This is a genomic window from Cytobacillus sp. FSL K6-0129, from assembly GCF_038007625.1.
Classification (GTDB): Bacteria; Bacillota; Bacilli; order Bacillales; family Cytobacillaceae; genus Cytobacillus; species Cytobacillus kochii.
This window is the reverse complement of sequence record NZ_JBBOXM010000001.1, coordinates 2981793-3005713: the sequence shown is the minus strand read 5'-3', so window position 1 is coordinate 3005713 and position 23921 is coordinate 2981793. Positions and strand designations below refer to the sequence as shown.

Here is a 23921-nt window from a genome sequence, read left to right as displayed (position 1 = left end):
ATGAAAAGATAGAAAGTATATTTGGGTAGCTCTAATGTTTTTATTAGGTACAGTAGTCAATTCACTATTAATTATTGTCGGTACATTAATCGGTAAGTTCCTTAATCGTATCCCTGAAAAAATGAAAGATACAGTGATGCAAGCTATTGGCTTGGCAGTAATGGTACTTGGTTTACAGATGGGGCTTAAGAGTGAAAACTTCTTAGTGGTCATTCTTAGCCTCGTTTTTGGGGCGATGCTTGGAGAAAGGTTAAAATTAGAAGATAGACTCAATCAAGTCGGTATTCTATTAGAAAATAAAATTGGATCCAATCATCAAGGTAGCATCTCTCAGGGATTTGTCACAGCAACATTAATTTTTGTTATTGGTGCAATGGGTGTCATCGGTGCGTTAGATAGTGGGATCCGTGGAGATCATTCGGTCTTATATACAAAATCAATTATAGATGGCTTCACGGCTCTAATCTTAACGACCACTTTAGGTATCGGTGTCATATTCTCAGCCATCCCAGTCTTTATCTATCAAGGATTGATTGCGTTATTTGCGACACAAATTGATAAATGGATTCCCCAAGCGTGGATGGACAGCTTTATTCTAGAAATGACAGCTACAGGCGGCTTAATGATTTTTGCTATCGGCTTAAACTTAATGGGCTTAACAAAAATCAGGGTAGCAAATCTCTTACCGGGTATTTTTGTCACCGCCCTTGTCGTTTCTTTCTATTACTTCTTTTAATTTAGGTAACGAACAATCCTTGATAGGCATGGATTGTTCGTTTTTTCTTTGGTTTCAAGTCTTCATACAGGGGTTGAATGAGATATTCGAGAGATTCATGGGCAAAAGCAGTTAGACTACACAACCTTCCTTTCTTCATCATGGTTTAATGCATTTCAGCCTCATCAAATCAGATTTCCAAAATGTCTTTATTTATGTCGATTCCAAAGAAAATACGCGGCGATTTGCGTCTGGAAAAACGAAAATCGTCACGTATCGGTAGCTCGTATTCATTGTCAGTCGGAAACTCTTGTGTCACATTATAAAGTCTGTTCTTTACCCCAGTCGATAGGGATAAATTTTGCTTTTTCCATCATCGTTACTTCATGGATGCCATTGGCAATGGTTTTGGCCATATTCATGACTAAGCTCAGTCTTGTATTTTGTAATACCATAAACTCCATAAACCCGCTCACATTGACGATGCCAGCGATATGTATATCACCAACTTCAGGTAAATCCTTATTTACTCCAGCACCTGGTTTAACAGGACCATCAGCAATTTGAATAATCCCCACACTTTTTACACGCCCTAAGCAGGCATCAATGCCGATAATAAAAGCATTAGGAAATTGTTCTTCAATATATGACAGTTTTTCAGATAGATTTACTGCATGAATAGGGTCTTCTAATGTGCCGAATACATGAAGGTTAGGAATAGATCGTTCTTTTAATAAGGTTCCAACTAATGGACCGAGCGAATCACCGGTAGAGCGGTCCGTACCGATACAAATAAGGACGAATGGTCTTTCTTGTATATTACTCGGGAGAAACTGCTTGATTTCATGAGCAAGTTTATTAGTAGCACTTTGTTCATCGTGTGGAATCCGAGAGGTTAATTTAGGTTTCTTATCAAAAATACGTGGATAAAAATTCATCAAGCGTCACTCCTTCAATGTCACTCTATAGAAAAGAGCGCTTTACTTTCTTTTTTAGCGATTGAATTGAATAGTAGTAATAGTATACGGAATATTCACTCATTCTATACGTGATTAGGACACGAAATATATTTTCCTCTGATGTTTATTGGAAATATATTAGTAGGACAAGGTATAATAGTGAAATAGAAGTGAAGAAAAGGGTGATGAAATTGGAAGAAAAACAATTTGATCTTAATAATATTGTTGAGATGAAAAAGGCTCACCCATGTGGAGCAAATCGATGGAAAATTATACGTATGGGCGCGGATATTCGCATTAAATGTGAAGGTTGCGGTCATAGTGTAATGATTCCAAGAAGAGAATTTACAAGAAAACTAAAAAAAGTATTGGCGTAATCAATGGTAAAGGTTATCTTTACCATTTTTTTCGATAAGAAAATGTGATTTTTTCAATGAGTTTTCATGTCTAGCTCCAGGTGCCATCCGGCTCTATGGTCTAGGCCAATCCGTCAAACAGGTTAAAGAACAATCTTTCCACCGGCTCATCTTATGCTTGTAGCCGATAGACGGGCGCCTTGCGCTTTTCTTAAAACGCTTAGTGAACTTGCTTATTTTTATACAAATCTCTATAATTGTTAAAGGCCTGTATAAAAATCGATTAATAATTTTTCTTAGATAGATTAAATGATTAGGAGTGACCTAAATGGCATTAACAGCTGGAATTGTCGGTTTGCCGAACGTTGGTAAATCCACCTTATTTAATGCAATAACTCAAGCGGGTGCTGAATCAGCGAACTACCCGTTTTGTACGATAGATCCTAATGTCGGTATTGTTGAAGTACCGGATGAAAGATTAGCGAAGTTAACCGAACTTGTTCAACCAAAGAAAACGGTACCTACCGCTTTTGAATTTACAGACATTGCTGGAATTGTTAAAGGGGCAAGTAAAGGTGAAGGACTTGGTAATAAGTTTCTTTCACATATCCGTGAAGTTGACGCGATTTGCCAAGTGGTTCGTTGTTTTGCTGACGATAATATTACCCACGTATCAGGAAAAGTGAATCCGATTGATGATATCGAAACAATCAACTTGGAACTGATTTTAGCTGACTTAGAATCCGTTGAAAAACGCATTGTACGTGTAAGTAAGCTTGCGAAACAAAAAGATAAGGAATCTGTTTTTGAATTAGAAATTCTTGAAAAATTAAAAGAAGCTTTCGAAGCAGATCAACCTGCAAGAACAGTAGAATTTACAGAAGAACAAATGAAATTGGTTAAAGGGTTACACTTACTAACGATTAAACCAATGCTTTATGTAGCGAATGTTGGTGAAGATGATGTGGCTGATCCTTCTACTAATGAATACGTTCAAAAAGTAAAAGAATTTGCATCCGCAGATAATGCAGAAGTGATTGTCATTTGTGCAAAAATCGAATCAGAAATTGCTGAGCTTGAAGGAGAAGAGAAGGAAATGTTCCTTGAAGAGCTTGGTATTGAAGAATCAGGTTTAGATCAATTGATTAAAGCATCGTACAGCTTACTTGGCTTAGCTACTTACTTTACAGCTGGCGTACAAGAAGTACGTGCTTGGACTTTCCGTAAAGGAATGAAAGCACCACAATGTGCCGGTGTCATCCATAGCGACTTCGAAAAAGGCTTCATACGTGCTGAAACAGTTTCCTACGACGACCTAGTCGTTGCTGGCAATATGAATGCAGCGAAAGAAGCTGGAAAAGTTCGCTTAGAAGGAAAAGAATACATCGTTAAAGACGGAGATGTTATGCACTTCCGATTTAACGTTTGATAAAATCCCCAATGAATTCTTGTAACAAAGGATTTATTGGGGTTTTTCTATAGAGTTACAGAGGCGGATCGTCATAATGCTTTAACCGCAAAAAATATTTCATCCTATTCGTTTTTTTCTTTTTATGTTTCGTCTCTCTGTTTTTCCTTTTGAGGCAATTGCATATTGATCAAACGTATGATATACTTTTACCTTGTGAGTAATGAATAATTGCTCCTTGCCCTCACACGGGCCGTTTAGACCAAAAGGAGGTGAAAGTGATGAAAAAGTACGAAGTTATGTACATCATCCGTCCAAACATTGAAGATGAGGCAAAGAAATCTGTAGTTGAGCGTTTCGACGCAATCCTTACTGATAACGGTGCTGAAATCAACGAGTCAAAAGACTGGGGTAAGCGTCGTTTAGCTTACGAAATCAATGATTTCCGTGATGGATACTACCAATTAGTAAACATTAATGCTGATTCTAAAGCAGTTGATGAGTTCACTCGTCTTGCAAAAATCAGTGAAGATATTATCAGATACATCGTTGTTAAAGACGAGAAATAATAAATATGCTTAATTTTATCGAAAGGAGTTGATTCTGATGATGAATCGTGTAGTTCTAGTGGGGCGTTTAACGAAAGACCCAGAATTACGTTATACACCGAATGGAGTAGCAGTGGCTACTTTTACTCTTGCTGTGAATCGTACATTTACGAATCAAAATGGAGACAGAGAAGCGGATTTCATTAATTGCGTTGTTTGGAGAAAGCCTGCTGAAAACGTAGCGAACTTCCTTAAAAAAGGAAGCCTAGCTGGTGTCGATGGACGCTTGCAAACACGTAATTACGAAGGACAAGATGGCAAACGTGTATATGTGACTGAAGTTCAGGCAGAAAGCGTACAGTTTCTTGAACCAAGAAATGCTGCAGGCTCACAAGGTGGCTCGAATCAATATGGTGGCCAGAGAGATGATTATTCTTATGGTGGCAACAATAATCAGAATCAACGACCATATGATAATAACCGCAGCAACCAAGGCCAAACTCGTGTAGATCAAGATCCATTCGCTAATAACGGTCAAATCGATATTTCCGATGACGATCTTCCGTTCTAAACCAATAAGGCTTTGAAAAAATAATAGGAAAAGGAGTGACAAAACATGGCTGGTGGACGCAGAGGAGGACGTGCGAAACGTCGTAAAGTTTGCTATTTTACTGCAAACGGAATCACTCACATCGATTATAAAGATGTAGATCTTCTAAAAAAATTCATCTCTGAACGTGGTAAAATTTTACCTCGTCGTGTAACAGGCACAAACGCTAAATACCAACGTAAATTAACGATTGCTATTAAGCGTTCTCGCCAAATGGCATTACTTCCATTCGTTTCAGGTGAATAATAAGTAAATGTTCGAACACAGTAGGCTTCGCGCCTACTGTGTTTTTTTAGGTTTAATTTAGTTTGAACACATGTTTCAAACGAGTCGGAAACCTGGCGAAGCGTAGAAATTTGATGGGATTCGGTGGAAAAGAGTCAAAAAATGGGCGCGGGGTAGAAATTTGATAGGATTTAGGTGGAAACGCGTCAAAAAATGGGAGCAGGGTAGAAATTTGATAGGATTTAGGTAGAAGCGCGTCAAAAACCTGGGCAAAGGTAGAAATTTGATGTGATTCGGTCGGAAGCGAGTCAAAAACCTGGCCAAGGGTAGAAATTTGATACGATTCGGTCGGAAGCGAGTCAAAAAATGGGCGAAGCGTAGAAATATGATAGGATTCAGGAGGAAGTGAGTTAAACACAAGACCAAGAGCAGAAATTTGATAGGATTCAGGTGGAAACGCGTCAAAAACCTGACCAAGGTTAAAAATTTGATAGGATTCGGTCAGAAACGTGTCAAAAATTGCCCCAAAGTAAAAAATCTGATTGGATTAGAGCGAAAACAATTGGAAGATAGCTGTGTAAACACAGTTAGCCCTCATTATTTGCAACGGTTAGAATCACACCCCCTTTTATTTCCGCTCCTTGTGCCCATATAGAGTCTCCTAAGAATCAATCCGATGGTCGACACTCCCTGAGTCGAGGTTATCCACACTCTAAATAATTAGAATATTTAAAATATACCCTGCATTCTAAAAAGTTAGAACGTATTATTAATCTAGAACATACAATACAATTAGATAGGAGAGATGAAAATGACATCTTTTGAATGGAAGTCAATGAATATTGATATACATCAACAAAAACTGATCTCTAATCCGTTGCGAATGAAAATTATCTTTTTACTGTCGGAACGCGCGCTCACAGCGAAGCAAGTAGCAGATGAGTTGGGGAAATCAGCAGGTAGTATCCATTACCATATTCAGCAACTTTATAAGGGAAACATTTTAGAGATTGAATCAACGAAGGAGTACAAAGGAATTATCGAAAAGTATTACCGAGCGAAGGCGAATCAATTTCATCTTAATCAAACAGGTGCGAATGTTGAGGATAAAGGAAAAAGTACAAGAGGAACAACTTTATCTTTAACCAAAGAAGAGCTGCAATTATTCCGAGATGAGGTAGATGAGCTGTTTTTGAAGTATTTTAAAAAGACGGTTAAGCCTGATGAACAGACAAAGAATCGTGATACTTATGAAGTGAATTGTTCGTTTAAGAAACTGCCGAAAGAGGGGGAAAGTTAAATGCCATCATCAGCAGCCATAAAAAAGAATTTGGTGCTGTTTCTCTTAGCGAAAGTAGTGATTGTGTTTGGGTCATCTATCTATAGTTTCGCGATAGGATTATATGTTCTTGCGGTTACGGGTTCGGCCGTCAACTTTTCAATTACCCTCTTACTTACTATTCTACCTCGTATTATACTCGCTCCACTTGCTGGGACATTGAGCGACCGATGGAACCGTAAAAGAATCATTATTACAACCAATTTTGCTTGTGCCCTTTGGATTGCCGTTATTTGTGGTTTGTTTATTTTTGTCACACAAGACATTTGGCTACTTTATTTAGCGACATGCGTACTCAGTATCATCAATACCTTCTATTCTTCAGCAGTGATGTCCTCCATATACAATATGGTCGGTCCAGATTTCTTACAAAAAGCAATGTCTCTCAACCAAGCTGTGGCCTCCTTCTCAGTTATATTAGGGCCAATACTTGGAGGCATCCTTTTCGGACTATTACCTCTCTCAAGCTTCATGATAATCAACATATGTGGATTTTTCCTTTCCGGTATAGCCAGTCTTTTTATTAACTATTACTTATTTGTCGAAAAAACAGAAAAACAACAAGTAGGAACGATTCAGACCGAGTTGAGAGCAGGTCTATCCTATGTAAAAAAACAAACCTTGCTTCGCCAATTAATCTTTATGTCTGTATGGGTGAATTTTTGGTTTGCAGTTTTTCCCGTAGCACTACCTTATCTCGTTCTTACGATTCGCCAAATGCCAACTTATCAATTTGGTCTTATTGAGGGTAGCTTTGCTATGGGCATGTTAGTCATGAGTACGATTCTCTCGTTAAAAGCAGAGATGAAAAATAAATCATTCAGTATTGGAATTGGTATGGTGTGCTTAGGAATATTGTTAATGTTAATAGGGATGCCACAACTGATAGAGATTTCTAATCAAGTGGTCTTCGTTTATTTAATAGGGATCGTGCTACTCCTAGCGGCAGCAATCATGATTATTAATATTCCAGTGATGGTACTCATTCAAAAAAGTACAAAAGATGAATATCGTGGTAGAGTGATGGCCATACTCGAAACAGGTGCGAGTGCAGCAACACCTTTAGGGTATATCCTATTTGGTTTATTTCTTGAATGGTGGCCGATATGGGTGATCATGCTCGTTTCAGGAGGCAGTATTATTTGTATGATTCTTTATCATACAAGAAATAAACAGTTTTTTAACCTATTAAAACAAACTGATCAAACCAAGGTCGTTTCAACCGAAGCATAAAAGGGAAAATCGTAATGAGAACCTTCTAGAATGATTGAACCTTCATTCTTGGAGGTTTTTTGCATGATTGCCTGTTTTCTTGATAGATAAGGATGATTTGGTTATGAAAGAATATATTTACACGAAATGAAGCATTCATTCAGTTGAATACCTATCCATGAGTGTATACAATAATAGATGCGGGCTTGTGCCCAATTTGAGAGGTGAATCTATTTGAAAAATGTACATAAACTTACTGAAGGGGTAGTTTTATTAGCTGCTTTTGCTGTGTTACTATTGATGTCCCTTTATTTGCCGATTATCGGAACAATTGTCACTTTCGGCTTACCGGTTCCTTTTATGTTATTTGCCGCTAAAAATAAGCGAAGTGATGCGGCTATCTTTTTTGTTGCGGCTATTTTGATTTCATTCATTGTTGGAACCATTACAGCCATTCCATTAACCCTTATCTTTGGCTTAACAGGGTTAGTGATTGGAGAGTTAATTAAGCTGAAGAAAGAACGGACAGCGATGTTGCTCGGTGGTTCTTTAGCGTTTTTAGCGATGTTTTTACTCGTTTTTGCTGGCATGAACGTGCTATTGAATATCAATTTTGTTGAGGAACTAAAAGTAGTTCTTGAGCAATCAATGGATATGACAAAAAACATGTTATCTACGATAGATAATAATGAAGCAGAACAAATTATCGAGCAGTTAGAAGCGACAATTACTGCATTAGAGACATTACTTCCAAGTCTCCTTGTGCTTTCTTCTGCAATGTATGTATTTATTATTCAGCTGATTGGTGTACCCATTGTCAGGAGATTTGGTATTGAAGTGAAAAAATGGCGCTCATTTGCCGATATCAGTTTCCCGAAAAGTATTTTATGGTATTATTTATTAACCATCCTTGCCCAATTTGTCATGAGACCAGAGGAAGGTTCTTTTACAACGATGGCCATTATGAATCTCCTTTTCGTTTTACAGCTAATTATGGTGATTCAAGGGCTCGCCTTTATCTTCTTCTATAGCAGATTAAAGAATTGGCCAAAGATTGTGCCCATTGCCATCCTCATATTTACCTTTTTAATGCCAATCTTCCTTTATATTGTGAGGATATTAGGTATAATTGATATAGGATTTGATTTAAGAAAACGATTAGATAATAGGGATGCATAACACTACTGTACAGGAGTTGAAAACATGCCCTCGTATTTAGAAAAGAAAACGATGCGTTATTGCCTGTTTGCTTTAATTGGTGTAACCGTCGTTCTTCTAGCGATTATGGCGTTGTACAATTGGATATTGAGTCTCGTTGCGCTCCTCCTTTTCGGCATTCCTTTCTACCTATTATTTAAGTTTGATTATGAGCAGAGGAAGGAAACAGAGGAGTACATATCGACCTTATCTTACCGTGTGAAAAAGGTAGGGGAAGAAGCATTAATGGAGATGCCAATTGGAATTATGCTGATTAATGATGAGTATTATATCGATTGGACGAATCCTTATATGGCATCATGCTTTGGGGAAGATACATTGGTAGGGAGATCACTTTATGATGTGGCAGATGCCTTAATCCCTATCATTAAGAAAGAGATTGAATCAGAAACCATTACGCTAACAGATCGCAAATTTCGTGTGGTACATAAGCCTGATGAACGTCTGCTTTATTTCTTTGATGTAACAGAGCAAACACAGATTGAAAAATTATACGAAGATGAACGTACCGTTATTGCTATTATCTTTTTAGATAATTATGATGATTTAACACAAGGAATGGATGACCAGACAAGAAGTAGTTTGAATAATCTTGTCACCTCTATTCTGAATAAATGGGCCATGGAAAATGGCGTTTTCTTTAAGCGTGTATCTTCAGAGCGGTTTATCGCCGTCTTTAACGAAAGTATTTTGGACCAATTCGAGAAAAGTAAATTCACCATTCTTGATTTTGTCAGAGAAACGACGGCAAAACAAAATGTGCCACTCACATTAAGTATAGGTGTCGGAGCAGGGGTTTCCGATTTGCCAGAACTAGGTGTCTTAGCTCAGTCTAGTTTAGACCTTGCTCTCGGTAGAGGTGGTGACCAGGTAGCAATTAAACAGCCAAATGGTAAAGTGAAATTTTTCGGAGGGAAGACGAACCCCGTCGAGAAACGAACGAGGGTGCGGGCACGCGTTATTTCTCACGCTTTAAAGGAATTAGTCTCTGAAAGTGATAAAGTCATCGTCATGGGTCATAAACGACCGGATATGGACGCAATTGGTGCTGCCATTGGTATTCAGAAGGTAGCAGAGATGAACCATCGTGATGGCTATATTGTCGTTAATAAAGACGAATTTGATCAAAGCGTAAATCGTTTAATGGGTGAGATAGAGAAAAAAGAAGAGCTTTATGCGAAATTCATCACGCCAGATCAAGCGTTAGAGATGGCAACTGACGATACTTTACTTGTTGTTGTTGATACCCATAAGCCTTCTATGGTGATAGAAGAGCGATTGCTTGCTAAAATAGAAGATGTAGTTGTGATTGATCATCATCGTCGCGGCGAAGATTTTATTAAAAATCCGCTGCTTGTTTATATGGAGCCTTATGCCTCTTCGACAGCAGAATTAGTGACGGAATTGCTAGAATATCAACCGAAGAATCGTAAAATTGATATGCTTGAGGCGACTGCACTACTCGCTGGAATCATCGTTGATACGAAGAGCTTTACGTTAAGAACAGGCGCCAGAACCTTTGATGCAGCATCTTATTTAAGAGGACAAGGAGCGGATACAGTCCTTGTGCAACGATTCTTGAAAGAAGATGTCGACACGTATATTAAACGGGCGAAAATCATTGAAACGGTAGAATTTTACCGAAATGGCCTCGCCATTGCTAAAGGTGCTGAGGACGATATATACGACCAAGTGTTAATTGCACAAGCAGCTGATACATTACTGGCAATGGATGGTGTGACAGCTTCATTCGTCATTTCTTATCGTGCTGATGAAATGATTGGTGTGAGTGCTCGCTCATTAGGTGATATTAACGTACAGGTCATTATGGAGGCGCTAGAAGGGGGCGGCCATTTGACAAATGCTGCTACTCAATTAGATGATGTCTCAATCAATGATGTGGAAGGTAAATTAAAAGAAGCAATTGATGAGTATTTAGAAGGGAGAAAAGAAGAATGAAAGTCATTTTCTTAAAAGATGTTAAAGGAAAAGGGAAAAAAGGTGAAGTGAAGAACGTAGCAGACGGCTATGCACATAACTTTTTAATTAAACAAGGACTCGCTGTAGAAGCAAATAACTCAAATGTGAGTTCATTGAATGCACAAAAAAAGAAAGAAGAAAAAGAAGCAGCAGCTGAGTTAGAAGAAGCGAAGCAATTAAAAGAAACATTGGAGAAGTTGACACTCGAATTTTCAACAAAAGCTGGAGAGGGCGGTCGTCTATTCGGTTCGATTACAAGCAAGCAAATTGCTGAAGAATTAAAGAAGGCGCATGATATTAAAATCGACAAGCGCAAAATCGAATTAAGTGACGCCATTCGTACTTTAGGATACACAAAAGTACCGGTTAAACTGCACACAGAAGTATCAGCTACGTTAAATGTACATGTAAAAGAAGCCAATTAAAGAATTTAACAACGCATCAAAAGAATTCATGGTAAAATAATAGAGTGAAAAAATGTGATCGGTGAAGGCTGATCACATTTTTGTCATCTAACGTGTTTAAAATGTGTCAGTATGAGGGGGTTCTATTTGTTTTGAGTGAATTATTTGCTGATCGTCTCCCTCCGCAAAACATAGAGGCTGAACAAGCTGTTCTAGGCGCAATCTTTCTGGAGCCTTCCTCGTTAACAATGGCTTCAGAACTATTAATTCCTGAAGATTTCTATAGAGCGGCTCATCAAAGAATCTTTAATGTCATGCTGAAACTAAATGACAAGGGAGAAGCCGTTGATTTAGTAACAGTAACAGAAGAATTAAACGCAGCCAAAATGTTAGAGGATACAGGCGGAGTAACTTATTTAAGTGAATTAGCTGCATCTGTTCCAACAGCAGCAAATATAGAATATTATGCTAAGATAGTAGAAGAAAAATCGATCTTACGTAGACTCATCCGTACGGCAACAGACATTGCCCAAGATGGATATGCGAGAGAAGATGAAGTTGAATCACTACTTGGCGAAGCAGAAAAAAATATATTAGAAGTATCGCAACGTAAAAATGCAGGAGCTTTCCACAATATTAAAGATGTGCTTGTGCGTACGTATGATAATATCGAGGTCATGCATAACCGTAAAGGTGATATCACTGGAATAGCGACTGGGTTTGCTGAGCTTGATCATATGACAGCAGGCTTTCAACGCAATGATTTAATTATCGTTGGCGCTAGACCTTCCGTTGGTAAAACAGCTTTTGCCTTAAATATCGCGCAAAATGTTGCCGTAAAAACACAAGAAAATGTTGCGATATTTAGTTTGGAGATGGGTGCTGAACAGCTCGTTATGCGTATGCTTTGTGCGGAAGGAAATATCGATGCACAACGTCTCAGAACAGGTTCTTTAACCGATGATGATTGGGGCAAGCTGACGATGGCGATGGGGAGCCTATCGAATGCTGGCATTTTTATTGATGATACGCCTGGTGTTAGAATCACTGAAATTCGTTCAAAATGTCGCCGCTTGAAGCAGGAACATGGCTTAGGCATGATTCTCATCGACTATTTGCAGCTTATTTTAGGTAGCGGCCGTTCTGGTGAAAACCGTCAGCAGGAAGTCTCTGAAATCTCTCGTTCCCTAAAAGCACTTGCGAGGGAGCTACAAGTACCTGTTATTGCCTTATCTCAGCTATCACGTGGCGTTGAGCAACGACAAGATAAACGTCCAATGATGTCTGATATACGTGAATCAGGAAGTATTGAGCAGGATGCTGATATCGTTGCCTTCTTATATCGTGATGATTATTATGACAAAGAGTCCGAAGACAAAAACATCATCGAAATCATCATCGCTAAACAACGTAACGGCCCGGTTGGTACCGTCCAGCTCGCCTTCGTCAAAGAATATAATAAATTCGTCAACCTAGAAAAAAGATTTGACGATTCATTTGCTCCGCCTGGGGCATAAAGAGGGAAACAGCATTTGGCTGGTTCCCTCTTTTTTAATGGAAGTCGTGGCAAATGGGTAAATATAAAAGGAGCGGTGAGATTGCACATGTTTTGAGATAGATATTGGTGAAAATGGTGGAGTGGAAGTGGTTTGGGGGGAAATTATAAAGATAACGGGGCAGAAGTGAATTGCTCGTACATCAAAAGGAAAAACACAAACATAGCCGAGCAAAAATAATCCCCCATATATTTAAAAAAATCAATGTCATATAAGATCAACAGTACAAAAACCACCTAACCGTCGTTTTATTTTCGTATATTTACTAACAGAGTTTAATAACTGAGAAGCAGTAAAAACAGGTGTCACCCAACCCTTGATGCAAGAATTACTCAATTGTTTCACGAACGTATTTTTCGGTATATGAATAAAATGTTCGTGTTTTATTGACTTTATCATAATAAAATTGTAAAATTAGTTTGTTTGATAAGGGAAAAAGAAACCTCGGAGGTGCATTCGTAATGTCATCAGTAGTTGTTGTAGGAACACAATGGGGAGACGAAGGTAAAGGGAAAATCACGGATTTTCTATCAGAGAATGCGGAAGTGATCGCAAGATATCAAGGCGGTAATAACGCTGGACATACAATTAAATTTAACGGTGAAACGTATAAATTGCATTTAATTCCATCAGGTATTTTTTATAGTGATAAAATTTGTGTCATTGGTAACGGAATGGTCGTTGATCCTAAAGCATTGGTACAAGAATTGGCTTACTTACATGAAAAAGGCGTGACAACAGATAATTTACGTATTAGTAACCGCGCCCATGTCATTTTACCTTACCACTTAAAATTAGATGAGGTAGAAGAGAACAGCAAAGGCGATAACAAAATTGGTACAACGAAAAAAGGAATCGGACCTGCTTATATGGATAAAGCCGCTCGTGTTGGAATCCGTATCGCAGATTTATTAGATAAAGAAGTATTTGAAGAGAAGCTTGCTCGTAACTTAGCGGATAAAAACCGTTTATTTGAAAGAATTTATGAAACAGAAGGCTTCAAAATCGAAGACATTCTGGACGAATATTATGAGTACGGTCAACAAGTGAAGAAATATGTATGTGATACATCCGTTGTATTGAATGATTCACTTGATGATGGCCGTAGAGTATTATTTGAAGGTGCACAAGGGGTTATGCTTGATATTGATCAAGGAACATATCCATTCGTTACCTCTTCTAACCCAGTAGCGGGCGGTGTCGCAATCGGTTCTGGTGTTGGACCAACAAAAATTAAACATGTTGTTGGGGTTTCCAAAGCCTATACAACTCGTGTAGGAGATGGACCTTTCCCAACTGAATTAAATAATGAGATTGGTGATCAAATCCGCGAAGTTGGTCGTGAATATGGTACAACAACAGGTCGTCCTCGTCGTGTTGGTTGGTTTGATAGTGTCGTTGTGCGACATGCGCGTCGTGTGAGCGGAATCACAGATCTTTCACTCAATTCTATTGATGTTCTTACAGGCATTGATACTTTGAAAATCTGTACGGCTTATAGCTACAAAGGCGAAATCATTGAAGAATTCCCAGCGAGCTTAAAAGTCCTTGCTGATTGCGAACCAGTATATGAAGAGCTGCCAGGCTGGACAGAAGATATTACAGCTTGCAAATCTTTAGATGAGTTGCCAGCAAATGCACGTCACTACTTAGAGCGTGTCTCTCAATTAACAGGCATTCCATTGTCAGTATTCTCTGTTGGCCCTGACCGTACGCAAACAAATGTGGTCTTAAGCCCTTGGAGACAAAACTAAAAAATAAGCTTTTTAAGATCGTATCTGTAGAGGGTACGGTCTTTTTTTCTATGTTCCATATGATATACCTTCTACATTGTATAGGTGTTTGTACAAGCCGACTTTATCTATTTTCATACATTAATATAAAACGATGTTGGAAGGAGATAAATTGATGGATAATCCATGTAACCAACAAGCATTAGGAGATTGTTCAACGGCTGAAGGGTTAAATACAATAGCGAACGCCGCTGCTGCGCATGCGGAAGGTTTTGAAACTGTTGCAAACGGGGAGGCTTCACATGCAGAAGGATCGCATACACTTGCGGCAGGGGATGCCTCACATGCAGAAGGCTATATGACGGAAACAACAGCTAGTGCCTCGCATGCAGAAGGAAGTCAAACACAAGCAATTGGTATAGCTGCGCATGCGGAGGGCTTTGCAACACAGGCAGTCGGAGATAGCGCCCATGCGGAGGGAGTGAACACCCTTGCATCTGGAGTAACAGCCCATGCGGAGGGGAATGGATCTCAAGCAACTGGGGATGTTTCTCACGCAGAAGGATACCAATCAACCGCACAAGGAATTGCTTCACATACAGAGGGGCAAGCAACACAAGCGATTGGACTTGGTGCGCATGCAGAAGGTTTTGAAACACAGGCAATCGGAAATGTTACTCATGCAGAAGGGTATCAAAGTGTTGCTTCAGGGGTTGCTGCGCATGCGGAAGGTTCACAAACAGAAGCCATTGGCATTGGTTCTCATACTGAAGGTTACCAAACAAGAACAATCGGTGCGACTTCTCACGCAGAAGGGGATGGAACGGTTGCTGCTGGAAACTCTGCTCATGCAGAAGGAGATCATTCAGAAGCAAGTGGCGCGTCATCTCACGCGGAAGGTTCATATACAGCAGCAAGTGGAGAGAATGCCCATGCCGAGGGTTCCCAAACAACAGCAAGTGGTGCGAATGCCCATGCAGAAGGTGTCGAGGTCACAGCAAGTGGAGATGGATCCCACGCAGAAGGTATATCGACAACAGCCAGTAACTCCGGAACCCATGCAGAAGGATATAATACAGAAGCAAGTGGATTAAATGCGCATGCTGAAGGTAACCAAACGACAGCTGCAGGGGAAAATTCCCACGCAGAGGGGCAGATGACAATGGCTAATAGTATATGCACACATGCTGAGGGGTATCAAACAGAAGCTAATACCCCATACTCACACGCAGAAGGATATCAATCAAAAACATATGGATGGTATTCCCACGCTGAGGGGTATCAAACAGAGACATATGGATGGTATTCGCATGCAGAAGGAGATAAAACAATCGCAAGGGCTGATCGTTCTCATGCGGAAGGATATCAAACAGAGGCAAGTGGTTGGTATTCGCATGCAGAAGGTGGTTTTTCAACTGCAAGTGCGAGTGGTTCGCATGCAGAAGGTATTTATACAACTGCAAGTGCTGCTTCAGCACATGCGGAAGGATCGAGAACAAATGCAACTGGCGAGGCATCTCATACAGAAGGGATTTTTAACACTGCTAGTGGTGAAGCGGCTCATGCAGAAGGCTATGAAACGTTAGCTAGCGGTAACTATTCCCATGCTCAAGGTCGGCAAACTGTAGCAAGTGGAATTTATTCTCATGCCGAAGGATTCTATACCTCCACGGAAGGTTTTGCTGCCTCACATATTATGGGTGTGTTTGGCAATGCAGAAGAAGCCAATTCATGGTTTATTGGTAATGGCACAGGGACTAATGCTAGAGCAATTGGCGCCAAATGGCTCGCCAGCAATGGAGAAATGTACATCGACGGTGCGTCCTACAACACAGGTGGAGCCGACTTCGCTGAAATGTTCGAATCCATCAATGGAGAAGAAATAGAAGTAGGCTACTTTGTTACCTTAGAGGGTGACAAAATCAAAAAGGCTACATCATTAGATAACTATATACTTGGGATTACTAGCGCGACTCCGAGCATCATTGGCAATAGTGCAGGCCTTAGCTGGCATGGGCGCTACCAATTGGATGAATGGGGAAGAAGAACGTATCATGAAGTGGAGATCCTTGAAAAGAAAGATAAAGAAGGAAACGTCATAATTCCTGCTTCAACAGAGACACAACCAGTTATGAATCCAGAATGGGACACACAAAAGTCGTACATTCCAAGAGAAAAACGTCCAGAATGGGTACCAGTTGGACTAGTGGGCCAAATTCTTGTAAGAGATGATGGCACATGTGAAGTCGATGGGTATTGTCAGTCTAATGATGATGGAATTGCTACGAAGGCAACGGATGGGTTCCGCGTCATTAAACGGACAGGAGAGAACCAAGTATTAGTTTTGATCAAGCCGAATGATGATGAAAACCGAAAGTTAAAAAGAGACATAGCAGTGATAGAAGAGCTGCAAAAGCAAAGCGTTGTGACGATGCAGGAATATCGTACGCAAAAAGAAGAGAGTGACGTAAAGATGCAGGCTTTACAGCTGGTAAATGCAATAATTAGTCGTGAAATAAAAGATTTAAAAAATCAATTAGCTTCTCTTATGAGTAGATTGGATGGAAATGATCATCTTTAAAAATTTAAATAAACGACTGCACTATGAAGATGAAAGGTGGAGTCGTCACTTTTACATAGAGTGATGTTGAAAATAGTAGAATGGTTTAGAAAGCAAAAAATTAGGGCATTGAACACACTAAGGTGGTGGAAGAATTTGAAAATATTAAAAGGCATGTATTCATTGATTTTGTTTGTAGCAGGAGTCCTTCATTTCGTTCGGGAACGAAATTTTCGTAAGATAGTGCCGGAATCTTTACCGTTTAAAAAAGGGATTGTCCTCATTACAGGTGTGCTGGAGGTCGCATTTGCGATGTTACTTTGGGCGAAGAGAGGTCAAAGTCTAGTAGGTAAGCTGCTTTCATTCTTCATGGTGCTTGTTTTCCCAGCTAATATCAACATGGCAGTAAAAAATAATACTTTTTATAAAGGTAAAAAGATTCATCCGTTATTTTTATGGATGCGTTTACCACTACAAATCCCACTTATTTTAGGGGCAATTAAACTCACACATCCATCTACTGAAAAAAAGACTAAATGACCCATGTTATTTAGTTTTTTTCTTTTTTATAAGACAAGTTATGAGAGGATTTTAACTAGAAAAAGTTTTTCTGAAAAAATATTAAAAAAAGGAGTGTACAAAGCTATCACCCTATGATAATATAAAAAGCGTCGTCAAGAAAAGAAAACGCTTCAAATTAAAAAGCGAGCCATTAGCTCAGTTGGTAGAGCATCTGACTTTTAATCAGAGGGTCGAAGGTTCGAGTCCTTCATGGCTCACCATTTTATATTCGTATGGCCCCTTGGTCAAGCGGTTAAGACACCGCCCTTTCACGGCGGTAACACGGGTTCGAATCCCGTAGGGGTCATCTTTTTTAATAGTAGTAATCATAGGATGCAAGCGCTCATTCTTTCATTGATTACGAATTTTATATAGATTTGGTCCGGTAGTTCAGTTGGTTAGAATGCCTGCCTGTCACGCAGGAGGTCGCGGGTTCGAGTCCCGTCCGGACCGCCATGATTCACTTGTATAGTGATCATGAAAATTGGATAAGCTGTTTTTATGGCTCAGTAGCTCAGTCGGTAGAGCAAAGGACTGAAAATCCTTGTGTCGGCGGTTCGATTCCGTCCTGAGCCATCAAAAAGGGAGTATGAATTTAATTCGTGCTCTCTTTTTTTATGTTTTTCTCCTTCCTCTATTACAATCATATGACAAAATTCCCCCTTTTCTATGTAGTTTTTTCCTATATTACGTCAAACTATGTCACCATAAATACAGTTTAATTACATTACCGAGACATCAAACGCGTAAAAATGACGATATGGTACATTAGTTAGGTGCAATAGTGATTAGTCTGATAGCACTAATAAGAACCAGAAGGTGTAAAGTAGTATAGGGGGAAGAACCATGAAGCAATGGAAGCAAAGACTGACTACATATACAGAACATACATCTAAGCGTGTTACACATAAATGGAAGAAAGCGGCCGCAATCGTTATGATTGGTGGTTGTTTAGCGTGGAGTGGATCCACATCAGTATTAGCAGAAGCAGAAGAGTCGGATTTGTATTATGTATATATAGGTGATCAATATGTGGGGACAGTTGATAATCCCCAAGTGATTGAAAATATAGTAGAGGATGAACTTGAAAACCAAGGGAAGTCCTATGAGGGCATACAAAAGGCGTTAGACCATGAGCTCTCCTATCTACCTGAAGATGAAGGGAAAGCCTTTAATGAAGCAAGCGACAAAGAGTTAACGTCAGAAAACGGGCTGAGAGGGATCTCTATTAAAGCAGATGCTGTCGCGCTAGAAATTGATGGTGAAACAGTTGCTTATGTAAAGAACCAAGAAGAAGCGAATGAAGTGCTTCAGCAACTACAGTTACAGTACATTTCTGAAAAAGACTATAAAGAGTTAAAAGAGCGCTCAGAAGAAGAAGAGCCACTACCAGAATTAGCAATTGGTGATACCCGCCTGTTGAATGCGAAATTTTCCGAGGAAATAGAATGGAAGAAAGAAAAAGTAGATCCGAACAAGGTGCAGTCTGTTGATGAGGTCATCAATTTCCTAAATAAAGGAACAGTAGAACAAGAGAAATATAGAGTTGAAGAAGGCGACTCTATTAGTACGATTGCTGACGAATTTCATTTATCTACAGAAGAACTTGAAGACCTGAATGATATAGGTCAAGAAGATGTACTAAAGGTTGGTCAAGAACTTGTTGTTGAAACAATCGAACCGTACGTTAATGTGATTACGAATAGATCAGAATATATAGAAGAAGACATTCCCTTTAACACAAAAGTAATAGAAGATGATGATAGGTTGAAAGGGGAAGAGAAAGTAAAGCAAGAAGGGAAAAAAGGAAAACGTAACGTGTTATACCATTTGAAAGAATCAAATGGTGAAGAAGTCGATAAAAGTGAACTAAAAGAGGAAATCATTGATGAGCCTGTAGAGGAAATCATTATTAAAGGAACAAAAAATCCTGATGTTGGCGATGGTGACTTTGCTTGGCCAGCAGTTGGTGGATATGTGTCAAGCGAGCTTGGCCATCGTTGGGGTAAGCTCCACAAAGGGATTGATATTGCCAGACCAAGTAATCGAACCATTAAAGCAGCCGATAATGGAAAGGTCATTTCAGCTGGCTTTAGTAGCAGTTATGGCTATAAAGTAGAAATAGACCATCAAAATGGCTACCGTACCTTGTATGCTCATTTAGATTCTCTCTCAGTGAGTGCAGGAGAGACAGTAACGAAAGGTTCTAAGTTAGGTGTGATGGGCTCTACTGGTAACTCAACAGGTGTTCACCTTCATTTTGAATTATACAAAGATGGTCAGTTGAAAAACCCATTAGACTATATTAGTCAATGATCAAAAAAGCGCTGGGACATGAGTGTTTTAGCTAACATTAAGCACGAATAACTCTGCTTTGATAAACAGAAGTTATCGTGCTTTTTTGTGTGTATGGCAAGGTTCCATCTAAGAGCGCTCGCAAAACAAAAAGCCCCTTCCATCTTGCTTTTCCATAACTTGTACATATATGATACATTACAAATGATGCGTACTTGTATGTAACGTGATAAAGTAGAGTAGGATACATGCTGACGAAATTTTACAAAATGCTTTTACAAGCCCAATAAGCTTAGATATGATAATCTTGAAAAAGATACATGATTGTGACGATAGTAGATAATAATTGGATAAAGGAGAACAACGATGGATAAGAAAATTCTTGTAGTAGATGATGAAAAACCAATTGCAGATATATTACAGTTTAACTTAAATAAAGAAGGCTTCGATGTAACTTGTGTATATGACGGTGTCTCCGCATTGGAAAAAGTAGAAGAAGTAAAGCCTGATATGATTCTATTAGATATTATGCTTCCACAGAAAGACGGCATTGAGGTTTGCCGAGAAGTAAGAAAGAAATATGATATGCCGATTATTATGCTCACAGCAAAGGACTCTGAAATTGATAAAGTATTAGGGCTAGAGCTAGGAGCAGATGACTATGTAACAAAACCATTCAGCACAAGGGAATTAATTGCCAGAGTAAAAGCCAATCTTCGTCGTCATCAACAAATTGCATCAAAAGTGGATGAAGAAGATGAAAGTAATGAAATTGAGGTTGGCTCACTCACGATTCACCCGGACGCATACATCGTTTCTAAACGCGGTGAAACGATCGAACTAACGCATAGAGAATTCGAATTACTTCATTATTTAGCTAAGCATATTGGACAAGTAATGACGCGTGAACATTTACTTCAAACTGTTTGGGGCTACGATTATTACGGAGATGTTAGAACAGTTGACGTAACCGTTAGACGTTTGCGTGAAAAAATCGAAGACAATCCAAGTCATCCGACATGGATCGTTACAAGAAGAGGTGTCGGATACTACTTGCGAAATCCAGAACAGGAGTAAGTAGAACATGAACAAGGTAGGATTTTTTCGATCAATTCATCTGAAATTCGTCATTATATATGTGTTGCTCATCCTCATTGCCATGCAAATTGTCAGTGCTTATTTCGTCAGGCAATTAGAGGATACGTTAAATGCTAACTTTAAAACAACGATTGAAAACCAGATGAAGCTGCTATCTTATTATTTAGAAGAACAATTTGTGAAAGAACGAGTGCCGGAAGACGGTGATGCCACATTGGAGGTGGACCTGCGCAGGTTATTGCAGGACTACAACACTGATGATATTAGTGAAGTCGCCGTTATTGAGGGCACGTCTATGAGAGTGCTAGGGACATCGAATGTTTCTGATCAATCAAAGGTTGGTCAGAAGATGTCTAATGCGCTTATTCGTACGTCAATTAAAAATGGTCAACCGAATGAACAGGATAGTGTCATTAATGGCAAACGAGTATGGATCTACATTAAACCAATTATTATTGATAATGACGTAAAAGGTGTGATTTATGTCACGTCTAAAATTGAGAATGTCTATACACAGATGAGGGAGATTATCAAAATCTTCTCAACAGGTACAGCAATTGCTCTTATTTTAACCGCTGTGCTCAGTGTGTTACTTGCGCAAACCATTACAAGACCTATCACCGATATGAGAAAACAAGCGTTAGCAATGGCAAAAGGGAATTATTCTAGAAAAGTAAAAATCTATGGCCAAGATGAAATTGGTCAATTAGCTATGACCTTTAATAGTTTGACTAGAAAGCTGCAGGAAGCACAAGCTACCACTGAAGGGGAAAGAAGGAAACTATCATCTGTCCTCACCTTTATGACAGATGGCGTTATTGCCACTGACCGCAAAGGGCGTGTCATTCTCATCAACGAACCTGCTGCAGAAATGTTGCATGTTTCACGTGAAACAGTCTTATCTAATTCAATTGTTTCATTATTAGGGTTGGAAGAAGACTACACATTTGAAGAGCTACTTGAAGAAAGAGAATCGGTTATCTTAGATTATAGTGATGAAAAGAGCAATCTTATTTTAAGGGCCAATTTTTCAGTTATTCAAAAGGAAACAGGCTTTATTAATGGACTTATAACCGTTTTACATGATATTACCGAGCAAGAAAAAATTGAAGAAGAGCGCCGCGAATTTGTGGCTAACGTTTCACATGAGCTAAGAACACCACTAACGACCATGCGCAGTTATTTAGAAGCATTAACAGATGGAGCGTGGCAGGATAAAGAGATTGCTCCGAATTTCCTTGATGTCACTCAAAATGAGACGGAGCGTATGATTCGTTTGGTCAATGATTTATTGCAGCTATCGAAAATGGACAGTAGCGACTATCAATTAAATAAAGAGTGGGTTGATTTCACACAATTCTATAACCGAATTATTGATCGCTTTGAGTTCACGAAACAACAAAATGTCACTTTCGAACGTAGGGTGCCAACAACGGCTGATTTTGTTGAGATTGATACAGATAAACTCACTCAGGTGCTTGATAATATCATCTCCAATGCGATGAAATACTCACCTGAAGGAGGAAAGATTACCTTCAGTATTGAAGAACAAGAGGGGTATTTAATCATAAGCGTGGCTGATGAAGGTATGGGTATACCGAAAGAAAATGTATCAAAAATCTTTAATCGTTTTTATCGTGTAGATAAAGCAAGAACAAGAAAATTAGGAGGAACGGGATTAGGACTAGCGATTGCCAAGGAAATGGTAGAAGCGCACGGTGGTGAAATTTGGGCGGAAAGTATTGAAGGAAAAGGAACAACGATCTCCTTTAGCTTGCCGTATATCCGTTCCGAAGAGGATGATTGGGAATGACCTATGAGAAGATAAAGAATATCCTATTAATTATCTTAGTAGGTTGTAGTATCTTATTGACGTTTAATTTATGGACGTATCGACCTAATTTAACGCCTGTCGAGAACCCAGGACAAGCGATTGAACCGATAGGAGATGACAAGGAGTATAGTGAAGTCATTAGACCTAGTCAGCTTATTCATTTCTACGATGATAAGAAAATTGGAACAACCTTATCTGCGGAAATCGACCAAATCACTAATGATATGAACAAATGGGAACTATTAAATCTAGCTAATGTCTCCAACGATATCGGTTCATTACATGAATGGATAGAAGAGTCAGGACATTCTATAATGGTCTACCCAGATGACGTTTCACTTAATGCTTTTCGCGAAGTCATGCCCAATATAGATAAGAACGCTACCGATTTTTCATTTGACACAATGATGATTGACACGACTTCTATAGAGGATGATGTCGGTTTAGCCTATTTTATATCGAGAGATCAAGGTACGGTCTACCGTGGAGAAGTACAAGGTCCATCGATGGCTGATTTCCGTACGAAGTATTACGAGACGGCCAGTGAAGATGAAGATTTCTATTCGCTTCTTGGTTATAAGGGCCAGAATGATCGCGTGATTTATGTACCGGATGAGCATATTCCTGTATCGACACAACGCATCTATTTAATGGATAAAATCAAACCACGTACATTGATGGAGTCATTATTTAGTGATCCATCTGTTGTACAAGAGAGTACAACTCAACCATCCATGATTGAATATACCGATAGTACGAGTATTATGCGTGTCTATGAAGATCGCAATATGATTTCTTATAAAAATATCTCTTCTGTTGTTGGTGATGAGTTTGTTGGGATGAATCTACTGCGACGAAGCATTGATTTTATGAATGCACATAAGGGCTGGACAGGCAATTATCGTTACTTTGAAGAGGTACCAGAGAGTAATAAGGTTGTCTTCCGATTATTTCATAACCAACAAGGAATTCCCATCTTTAGTGATTATCATCGAGCGAAGATAGAAGTAGAGCTTGGCGATACAGACATTAATGAATATACGCGTAGCAACTTCGCACTCGGAACGATTGTGAGTGGTGGGGAGGAAAGCCGTTTACTATCCGGTAAGGAAGTCATCGAAGAGATTGAGCAGCTGCCTAATTTTGAGCGTAACTTGCTGCAAGATGTAACGGTGGCTTACGAGATGAAGGTAGAAAAGAATGTGGCTACAACTAATTCGGAAATCATCAATTTGCAGCCAGCTTGGTATTATCGTTATAATAATGAGTGGAAGAAGTTTACCAAGGATGAGTTTATACCAAATTGAGGC

General features: G+C 39.2%; 20 protein-coding genes and 4 tRNA genes. 23 read left to right on the top strand and 1 reads right to left on the bottom strand.

The window, feature by feature from the left end; translation table 11 throughout:
- The first annotated feature begins 34 nt into the window (after window positions 1-34).
- Window positions 35-736 carry a DUF554 domain-containing protein gene (locus MHI57_RS14935; RefSeq protein ID WP_340977070.1) on the top strand — a complete coding sequence of 234 codons (702 nt, stop codon included), beginning with the start codon at window positions 35-37 and terminating at the stop codon, window positions 734-736.
- A 299-nt stretch (window positions 737-1035) separates the two neighbouring features.
- Here the strand turns inward: MHI57_RS14935 and yyaC are convergent, their stop codons facing one another.
- Complete coding sequence (gene yyaC / locus MHI57_RS14930; protein ID WP_095371340.1) at window positions 1036-1653, bottom strand: spore protease YyaC; 618 nt, start codon at window positions 1651-1653, stop codon at window positions 1036-1038.
- A 206-nt stretch (window positions 1654-1859) separates the two neighbouring features.
- Between yyaC and MHI57_RS14925 the strand changes: the two genes are divergently transcribed.
- The 22 genes from MHI57_RS14925 to MHI57_RS14820 all read left to right on the top strand — a co-directional run bounded on the left by MHI57_RS14925 (window position 1860) and on the right by MHI57_RS14820 (window position 23918).
- Complete coding sequence (locus MHI57_RS14925) at window positions 1860-2051, top strand: DUF951 domain-containing protein (RefSeq protein WP_180317033.1); 192 nt, start codon at window positions 1860-1862, stop codon at window positions 2049-2051.
- 307 nt (window positions 2052-2358) lie between these two features.
- Window positions 2359-3459, top strand: coding sequence for a redox-regulated ATPase YchF (gene ychF, locus MHI57_RS14920; RefSeq protein WP_340977069.1), 1101 nt, complete (start codon window positions 2359-2361; stop codon window positions 3457-3459).
- A gap of 260 nt (window positions 3460-3719) precedes the next feature.
- A complete protein-coding gene (gene rpsF / locus MHI57_RS14915; RefSeq protein ID WP_095371343.1) occupies window positions 3720-4007 on the top strand; it encodes a 30S ribosomal protein S6 in 288 nt (95 codons plus the stop codon).
- A 37-nt stretch (window positions 4008-4044) separates the two neighbouring features.
- Window positions 4045-4557: a single-stranded DNA-binding protein gene (ssb, locus tag MHI57_RS14910; protein ID WP_095371344.1), complete on the top strand. Its 513-nt coding sequence runs from the start codon at window positions 4045-4047 to the stop codon at window positions 4555-4557.
- Window positions 4558-4602: 45 nt separating this feature from the next.
- On the top strand, window positions 4603-4842 hold the full coding sequence (gene rpsR, locus MHI57_RS14905; protein WP_095371345.1) for a 30S ribosomal protein S18: 240 nt from the start codon (window positions 4603-4605) through the stop codon (window positions 4840-4842).
- A gap of 790 nt (window positions 4843-5632) precedes the next feature.
- Window positions 5633-6121, top strand: coding sequence for an ArsR/SmtB family transcription factor (locus MHI57_RS14900; protein ID WP_340977068.1), 489 nt, complete (start codon window positions 5633-5635; stop codon window positions 6119-6121).
- Window positions 6122-7393: an MFS transporter gene (locus MHI57_RS14895; RefSeq protein ID WP_340977067.1), complete on the top strand. Its 1272-nt coding sequence runs from the start codon at window positions 6122-6124 to the stop codon at window positions 7391-7393.
- A gap of 213 nt (window positions 7394-7606) precedes the next feature.
- Complete coding sequence (locus MHI57_RS14890; RefSeq protein WP_340977066.1) at window positions 7607-8551, top strand: YybS family protein; 945 nt, start codon at window positions 7607-7609, stop codon at window positions 8549-8551.
- A gap of 24 nt (window positions 8552-8575) precedes the next feature.
- The gene (locus tag MHI57_RS14885; protein ID WP_095371349.1) at window positions 8576-10549 is read left to right on the top strand and encodes a DHH family phosphoesterase; all 1974 of its coding nucleotides are present in this window, start codon (window positions 8576-8578) and stop codon (window positions 10547-10549) included.
- Window positions 10546-10995: a 50S ribosomal protein L9 gene (gene rplI / locus MHI57_RS14880; protein ID WP_095371350.1), complete on the top strand. Its 450-nt coding sequence runs from the start codon at window positions 10546-10548 to the stop codon at window positions 10993-10995. The genes MHI57_RS14885 and rplI overlap by 4 nt, the downstream gene beginning before the upstream one ends.
- Window positions 10996-11126: 131 nt before the next feature.
- On the top strand, window positions 11127-12491 hold the full coding sequence (dnaB, locus tag MHI57_RS14875; protein ID WP_224937000.1) for a replicative DNA helicase: 1365 nt from the start codon (window positions 11127-11129) through the stop codon (window positions 12489-12491).
- Between the two features lie 500 nt (window positions 12492-12991).
- Window positions 12992-14284 carry an adenylosuccinate synthase gene (locus tag MHI57_RS14870; RefSeq protein ID WP_340977065.1) on the top strand — a complete coding sequence of 431 codons (1293 nt, stop codon included), beginning with the start codon at window positions 12992-12994 and terminating at the stop codon, window positions 14282-14284.
- 154 nt (window positions 14285-14438) lie between these two features.
- Complete coding sequence (locus MHI57_RS14865) at window positions 14439-16844, top strand: peptidase G2 autoproteolytic cleavage domain-containing protein (RefSeq protein ID WP_340977064.1); 2406 nt, start codon at window positions 14439-14441, stop codon at window positions 16842-16844.
- Between the two features lie 135 nt (window positions 16845-16979).
- Window positions 16980-17363 carry a DoxX family protein gene (locus tag MHI57_RS14860; protein WP_328199662.1) on the top strand — a complete coding sequence of 128 codons (384 nt, stop codon included), beginning with the start codon at window positions 16980-16982 and terminating at the stop codon, window positions 17361-17363.
- Window positions 17364-17529: 166 nt separating this feature from the next.
- A tRNA-Lys gene (locus MHI57_RS14855) sits at window positions 17530-17605 on the top strand.
- A 14-nt stretch (window positions 17606-17619) separates the two neighbouring features.
- A tRNA-Glu gene (locus tag MHI57_RS14850) sits at window positions 17620-17691 on the top strand.
- Between the two features lie 72 nt (window positions 17692-17763).
- A tRNA-Asp gene (locus MHI57_RS14845) sits at window positions 17764-17840 on the top strand.
- Window positions 17841-17887: 47 nt separating this feature from the next.
- Window positions 17888-17960: transfer RNA gene (locus MHI57_RS14840), tRNA-Phe, on the top strand.
- A 270-nt stretch (window positions 17961-18230) separates the two neighbouring features.
- Window positions 18231-19700 (top strand): M23 family metallopeptidase, encoded by a 1470-nt coding sequence (locus MHI57_RS14835; protein ID WP_340977063.1) that lies wholly within the window; start codon window positions 18231-18233, stop codon window positions 19698-19700.
- A gap of 345 nt (window positions 19701-20045) precedes the next feature.
- Entirely contained in the window at window positions 20046-20756 is a 711-nt protein-coding gene (yycF, locus tag MHI57_RS14830; RefSeq protein WP_095371356.1) for a response regulator YycF, read from the top strand.
- A gap of 7 nt (window positions 20757-20763) precedes the next feature.
- Window positions 20764-22590 (top strand): cell wall metabolism sensor histidine kinase WalK, encoded by a 1827-nt coding sequence (gene walK / locus MHI57_RS14825; protein ID WP_095371357.1) that lies wholly within the window; start codon window positions 20764-20766, stop codon window positions 22588-22590.
- Window positions 22587-23918 (top strand): YycH family regulatory protein, encoded by a 1332-nt coding sequence (locus MHI57_RS14820; protein ID WP_095371358.1) that lies wholly within the window; start codon window positions 22587-22589, stop codon window positions 23916-23918. Before walK ends, MHI57_RS14820 begins: the two co-directional genes overlap by 4 nt.
- Window positions 23919-23921 lie beyond the last annotated feature (3 nt).